Genomic DNA, 4,404 nt, shown 5'->3' with positions numbered 1-4,404 from the left:
GGCACGGACAGGCCCGCGCGCCTGCCGCAGCCCCAGCCCCTGTCGCCGGCGCGCGCCGCGGCCAATGCGGTGGCCCGCGCGGCCGAGCGGTTGTACCGGATGCCCGTCCTGCCGGTGGACATCCGCCCCGGCGACGTGACCCTGGCCGAACTGCCGGAACTGCTGCCCGAACAGGCGCTTCTGGCCGTTCTGCAGGGACCGGGCGACCAGATCGGCGTCATGGCGCTGTCCTTCGAGGTGGTGACCGCGCTGATCGAGGTCCAGGCCTTGGGCCGCGTCACCGCCCGCCCGGCCGAACGCCGCAAGCTGACCCGCAGCGATGCCGCGATCTGCGTCGATTTCGTCAATGCCCTGATGGCGGAACTCGGCGCCGAGATGGCGGGGGTCGAGGGTTTCGGGCCAGTGAACGGCTATCGCCACGCGACCCATCTGGACGATCCGCGCCCCCTGCTTCTGATGCTGGAGGACCGCCCCTTGCGCAGCCTGTCGCTCGACCTGCGGCTGGGCGGCGCGGAAACCCGCGACGGCTCGATCCTGGTTGCCGTGCCCCACCGGGCCGAATCCCGCCCGGCCGAGGCAAGGCCCGTGGCCGCGCTGCCCGCGCCGGTGACGGCCGGTTCCACCCTGGCCGGACCCATGACCGCCGCCCCGGTCGAAGTCGTGGGCGTCCTGTGCCGCCGCACCGTGACGCTGGGCGAATTGCGGGCGCTGGTCCCGGGCAGGCTTCTGCCCCTGCCGCGCGTCAACCTGGCCGAGGCGCGGCTGGAAACGGTCGACGGTCAGTTGCTGGCCACGGGCAAGCTGGGCGTGGCCGAGGGCTGCCACGCCCTGCGCCTGCACGACGCCGCCAGAACCGCCACCGAACAGCCGCCGCAGCAGGCTGGCCCCATCCCGGAACTGCCACCCGCCGACCTGTCGGACAGTGATCCCTTTCGCGCCTCGTCTGCCCCGCAGGACAGGCGCGACGAAGGGCCGGTGCGGCTAGGCTCGGGGGCATGAACCACTCTTTACACTTGAATTCCTTGCGTTGCGGCCGCATGTAACGCCGGTCCCGAATCAGGCGGGGCGATCAGAATGGAGTGATCATGGCCAAGGAAGAAATGCTCGAATTTCCTGGCGTCGTGAAGGAACTCCTGCCGAATGCGACGTTCAGGGTCGAGCTGGAAAACGGCCATGAGATCATCGCGCATATGGCAGGAAAGATGCGGAAGAACCGCATCCGTGTCCTTGCCGGCGACAAGGTGCAGGTGGAAATGAACACCTATGACCTGACCAAGGGTCGGATCAATTACCGCTTCAAGTAAGGCGGGCGCCGCAATGGCCGCGCCTGTCGCGACCGCGTCCCGCCCGCGCCTGGTCCTGGGCTCGGCCAGTCCGCGCCGGCTGGAGCTTCTGGCCCAGATCGGCATCCTGCCCGATGACGTCCGCAGCGCCGACATCGACGAGACCCCGCTGAAGGGCGAGGATGCGCGCGCCTATGTTCGCCGCATCGCCCTGGCGAAGGCGATGGCCTTCGACGTGACCCGCGACGACGTTCTGCTCTGCGCCGACACGACGGTTGCCGTCGGCCGCCGTATCTTGGGCAAGCCGGAATCCCGCGCCGAGGCGGCCGATTTCATGCGCCTCATGTCCGGCCGACGCCATCGCGTGCTGACGGCCGTCGTTATCCGCCACAAGGACAAGGTTCGCGACCGGCTGGTCGAGACCGCGGTGCGGATGCGCCCCATCGGCGCCGCCGAACTGGAAGCCTATCTCGACATCGGCGACTGGCGCGGCAAGGCCGGCGGCTATGCCATCCAGGGCGCCGCCGCCGCGTTCATCCCGTGGGTTCAGGGGTCGTTCTCGTCCGTGGTCGGCCTGCCGTTGTCGGAAACCGCCGCCATTCTCTCCGCCTGCGGCATATCCATGAGAGGAACTTCCCCATGAAGGGACGCCAGGTCGTTCTGGGCCAGCTGTTCGGGGCCGAGGCTGCCGCGCTGATGGAGGACGGGCGCCTGACCGACCTTCTGGTCGAGGCCAGTGGCCTTGCCCCCCTTGTGCCCGGGGACATCTGCCGCGGCGTGGTGGAACGGCTGATGAAGGGGCAGGGCGGCGTCTTCCTGCGCCTGCCCGACGGTCAGCGCGGCTATCTGCGCGACCGGTCCGGCCTTGCCGAGGGCCAGCCGCTGCTGGTGCAGGTCACCGGCGTCGCGGACGAGGGGAAGGCGATCCCGCTGACTTCTCGCCTTCTGTTCCGCGGCCGCCATGTGCTGGTGACGCCAGGGGCGCCCGGCATCAACGTGTCCCGCCGCATCCGCGACGAGGAAGTGCGCGTCGAACTGACCGCCATGGGCCAGGAGGCCGCGCCCCCCGAAGGCACCGGCATCATCTTCCGCAGCCTGTCCGAAACCGCCCCCGCTGAGGATATCGCCGAGGAACTGCGCGGCCTTCTGGACCTGTCCGCCCGGATCATGGCCGAGCAGGCGGGCCAGCCCGAACTGCTGCTGGGCGCGGCTTCCCCGCACGAGCAGGCCTGGATGGAATGGGCCGATCCCGAACCCGATGCCGTCGAGGAAGGCGAGGACAGCTTCGCCCGCTGCGGCGTGCTGGAGGCCGTCGATGCCCTTCTGTCGCCCGACATCGCCCTGCCGGGGGGCGGCCATGCGGTGATCGAGCCGACGCGCGCCCTTCTGGCCATCGACGTGAACACCGGCGGGGACGGCAGCCCGGCCGCCGCGCTCAAGGCCAATATCGCGCTGGCCCGCGACCTGCCGCGCCAGTTGCGCCTGCGGGGGCTTGGCGGACAGGTGGTTATCGACTTCGCCCCGATCCCCAAGCGCGACCGCGCGACGCTGGACCAGGTCCTGCGCGCCGCCTTCAAGGGCGAAAGCGCGGAAACCTCGCTGATCGGCTGGACCACCATGGGCCTTTACGAGATCAACCGGAAGCGCGACCGCGTGCCCCTGCACCGGCTGGCGCAGGGGGCGGGCTGATGGCTTGCCCGATCTGCAGCAAGGACGGCGTGCCTGCCTATCGCCCGTTCTGCTCGAAGCGTTGCGCCGACATCGACCTGGCCCGGTGGCTTCGGGGCGACTACGTGATCCCGGGCCAACCGCTGGATGATGTGGCGTCTGATCGGGACATGGATGAAAAAAACCTCGGCGGGGGACTGGACAGTCGCGGCACGCGCCCGTAAACACCGCGTCACGCCACGCGCCAGACGGCGCGCCAGGTTGCCCGGATAGCTCAGTTGGTAGAGCAGCGGATTGAAAATCCGCGTGTCGGCGGTTCAAATCCGTCTCCGGGCACCATAAAAATCTCGGAAGAATCATAGAGATATGACAGGTCGTTTCTTGGTCGGAGCATCGCAGCGGTTCTCCGCTGCAGAAGCCGTGGCACACCTGTGGCACACACATCGTAGGCTGATGTTCACTGATTAACGAAGCAATCGACGTCCTCGGCCTATGCCTCGTCATCCCCGACGTGCATCTTCCCCAAATAGTTGACAACATCTGAGGCAAGAAACCGTGTTGCGCAGCTGCTCGGACTGCCGAGGCTCAGTTTGATCTTGCGCGGGAACGTCGGGTCTTCGCGCGACCAGCGATCTAGCGTTGCGCGGGAGACACCAAAAAGTCGTTGAAGGTCCTTGTTGGTGCAGAAATACTTGTCCTTGAGCCAGGAAGGCAGAGTGGGGTTAGCGTTGGGCATTTCTCGCTCCGTAAGTGATTGACTGGAGCCTTGAGCATCGTTGAAAAGGATACAGTCACTTGGGAGACAAATCGGCATAATAATAAGCTTCTGTATTCATTGTATAAAATCATGTCGGCCTGTCTTGTTATTTCTAGCGATCAGCCGGACTGCCTAAGGGAAAGCTATCGGAATGCATGATCTTGGGCGCAGTTGGAATGATCTGCTGCAGCAGATGCGCGCGGCTATAGACCTTCAGAAGGATGTCGACGCTCGTCGCGAGGCCTTGTCCTTCGCCGACATGATGCCGGTGGTGCTTGTTGCGGATCCAGATCGGGTTGACCAGCGCTTGCTTGCATTGCCACCGTTTCTTCGTCAACGCCTGCTTGACCGGCCGTTTAGGCTCTTCCAGTTTACGAGACCCGAAAAGGCTACCATGCCGGCCTTTCTCGGCGACTGGCAAAAGAAGCAGTTCCAGAAGCTGGGCTACGCAACATGTGTAACCGCCCCAAGCGCAAGAGGAGTTTTGAAGCTGATCCTGGCGCGTTGTCGGGTGCTGACATGTGTCCGACCTCATGATGCGGCCTTTCAGATGCCGCAGGGCCCGTATGGTGTTCGCGGATCAGGCTCCAAATCAACGCCGCGTGCTCGATGGCTCTGTTGCACAAATTTCGTGAGGAATTCATCTTGCGAGTCCAGCTTGGTAGCTGTGATGTATGCGCAGACCCACACCTCCGA

6 protein-coding genes and 1 tRNA gene are annotated in these 4,404 nt (G+C 65.7%); all 7 read left to right on the top strand.

Annotated features, from left to right (window positions below; translation table 11 throughout):
- Positions 1 to 999: FliM/FliN family flagellar motor switch protein (locus J0F76_RS20015; RefSeq protein ID WP_207472168.1), on the top strand; the 999-nt coding region annotated here is incomplete at its 5' end.
- 86 nt (positions 1,000 to 1,085) lie between these two features.
- The gene (infA, locus tag J0F76_RS20010; RefSeq protein WP_010397442.1) at positions 1,086 to 1,304 is read left to right on the top strand and encodes a translation initiation factor IF-1; all 219 of its coding nucleotides are present in this window, start codon (positions 1,086 to 1,088) and stop codon (positions 1,302 to 1,304) included.
- 13 nt (positions 1,305 to 1,317) lie between these two features.
- The gene (locus J0F76_RS20005) at positions 1,318 to 1,926 is read left to right on the top strand and encodes a Maf family protein (RefSeq protein WP_207472166.1); all 609 of its coding nucleotides are present in this window, start codon (positions 1,318 to 1,320) and stop codon (positions 1,924 to 1,926) included.
- Entirely contained in the window at positions 1,923 to 2,972 is a 1,050-nt protein-coding gene (locus tag J0F76_RS20000; RefSeq protein WP_207472164.1) for a ribonuclease E/G, read from the top strand. The genes J0F76_RS20005 and J0F76_RS20000 overlap by 4 nt, the downstream gene beginning before the upstream one ends.
- Complete coding sequence (locus tag J0F76_RS19995; protein ID WP_207472162.1) at positions 2,972 to 3,175, top strand: DNA gyrase inhibitor YacG; 204 nt, start codon at positions 2,972 to 2,974, stop codon at positions 3,173 to 3,175. Before J0F76_RS20000 ends, J0F76_RS19995 begins: the two co-directional genes overlap by 1 nt.
- A gap of 39 nt (positions 3,176 to 3,214) precedes the next feature.
- A tRNA-Phe gene (locus J0F76_RS19990) sits at positions 3,215 to 3,290 on the top strand.
- 569 nt (positions 3,291 to 3,859) lie between these two features.
- The coding region (locus J0F76_RS19985) for a hypothetical protein (RefSeq protein WP_207472161.1) at positions 3,860 to 4,404 on the top strand (545 nt) is incomplete at its 3' end.

It is taken from the genome of Paracoccus fontiphilus (genome assembly GCF_017356265.1).
GTDB classification, from domain to species: Bacteria; Pseudomonadota; Alphaproteobacteria; order Rhodobacterales; family Rhodobacteraceae; genus Paracoccus; species Paracoccus fontiphilus.
This window is presented reverse-complemented; position numbering and strand designations above follow the sequence as displayed.